The organism is Rhodopseudomonas sp., assembly GCF_013377015.1.
Classification (GTDB): Bacteria; Pseudomonadota; Alphaproteobacteria; order Rhizobiales; family Xanthobacteraceae; genus JARJEH01.
The window spans coordinates 613,352-614,583 of the sequence record NZ_JACABA010000002.1; the positions used below are offsets into that span (position 1 = coordinate 613,352).

Annotated in this window: 1 protein-coding gene; it reads left to right on the forward strand. The window is 64.5% G+C overall.

Features of this window, described 5'->3' with window-relative positions:
- On the forward strand, window positions 1-1,232 hold a 1,232-nt coding region (locus HXX15_RS11315), incomplete at both ends, for a topoisomerase C-terminal repeat-containing protein (RefSeq protein WP_296516111.1).

The window sequence follows — 1,232 nt, forward strand, 5'->3', positions numbered from 1 at the left end:
TGAAAAAGAGGACCTCAAGCGCAAGGACCTCGCCGTCACCCAGCATTTCACCGAACCGCCGCCGCGCTTCTCCGAAGCCTCATTGGTGAAGCGGATGGAAGAGCTCGGCATCGGCCGGCCCTCGACCTATGCGTCGATCCTGCAGGTGTTGAAGGATCGCGGCTACGTCAAGCTGGAGAAGAAGCGGCTGCATGGCGAGGACAAGGGCCGCGTCGTGGTGGCGTTCCTGGAGAATTTCTTCGCCCGCTATGTCGAATACGACTTCACCGCCGCACTCGAGGAAAAGCTCGACCGCATCTCCAATAACGAGATCTCCTGGCAGGAAGTGCTGCGCGATTTCTGGACCGACTTCATCGGCGCGGTGAACGAGATCAAGGATCTGCGAGTGACGCAGGTGCTGGACGCGCTCGACGAAATGCTGGGGCCGCACATCTACGCGCCGCGCGAAGATGGCGGCGATCCGCGGCAGTGCCCAAGCTGCGGCGCCGGCAAGCTCAACCTGAAGGCCGGCAAGTTCGGCGCTTTCGTCGGCTGCACCAACTATCCGGAATGCCGCTACACCCGCCCTCTCGCCGCCGATGGCGGCGGCGAAGGTGACCGCGTGCTCGGACAGGATCCTGAGACCGGCCGCGAGGTCGCGGTGAAGTCCGGGCGGTTCGGCCCCTATATCCAGCTGGGCGACGCCAAGGACTACGCCGAGGGCGAAAAGCCGAAGCGCGCCGGAATTCCGAAGAATTCCTCGCCCGGTGACATGGAGCTCGACCTGGCGCTGAAACTGCTGTCGCTGCCGCGCGAGATCGGCAAGCATCCGGAGACCGGCGAGCCGATCAAGGCCGGCATCGGCCGGTTCGGACCTTACGTTCAGCATGAAAAGACCTATGCAAGCCTCGAAGCCGGCGACGAAGTCTTCAACATTGGACTGAACCGCGCAGTGACGCTGATCGCCGAGAAGATTTTGAAAGGCCCGAGCAAGCGCAAGTTCGGGTCGGACCCCGGCAAGCCGCTCGGCGAGCATCCGACGCTGGGCACCGTCGCGGTCAAGGGCGGCCGCTACGGCGCCTATGTCACCGCCGGCGGCGTCAACGCCACGATCCCGAGCGACAAGACCGAAGCGGACATCACCCTCGCAGAAGCAATCGCGCTGATCGACGAGCGCGCCGCGAAGGGTGGCGGCAAGCCGAAGCGCAGCGCCAAGAAGAAGGCGCCGGCCAAGAAGGCCGCCAAGCCCGACG